This window comes from Paenibacillus popilliae ATCC 14706, assembly GCF_000315235.1.
Taxonomy (GTDB): Bacteria; Bacillota; Bacilli; order Paenibacillales; family Paenibacillaceae; genus Paenibacillus_B; species Paenibacillus_B popilliae.
In genome coordinates this window covers 1-458 of record NZ_BALG01000195.1, presented here as the reverse complement: position 1 = coordinate 458, position 458 = coordinate 1, and the positions used below count along the sequence as shown (strand labels likewise).

At 50.0% G+C, this 458-nt stretch carries 1 pseudogene; it reads right to left on the bottom strand.

The features are described from left to right. Nucleotides 1-404, bottom strand: a pseudogene (locus PPOP_RS13165) (hypothetical protein); the annotation flags it as partial. Nucleotides 405-458 lie beyond the last annotated feature (54 nt).

Here is a 458-nt window from a genome sequence, read left to right as displayed (position 1 = left end):
AATGCTCCCCCATAGGCATAACGAGAATTGAGATCGCCGTTTATCACCATATCGTCGAATTCTGTCCTGATTCCTTGCCCGATTTGGATAACTGTATCTACGGGATGAAGGAACGCGTTCTTGATGCTTTCATCAAATTGCTTTTGCCCTTCTGGGTCTACGTATTTTCCAAAGCCTGTGCTATATAGCGCCAGGTTGCCTAATCCTTTGGCCGCATCCAGTACAGAGCTGCCAAAGCTTTGGAATGCGTGTCCGATTCCCATCAGATGGGCTTGGAAGCCGCCGTCACTGTCTCGGCTCAGTCCAAACGGATCGACGAAGCTGATCGGGTTGCCGTTGACATACGCATACCGATTTAGCGTCTGTCCTTCGGCAAGGTTGCCTGCCACAATGTCCCTGTTCACGAATCGTTTGATCTCCGGGTTATAGTATCTCGCCCGCATGTAATACAACCCGTT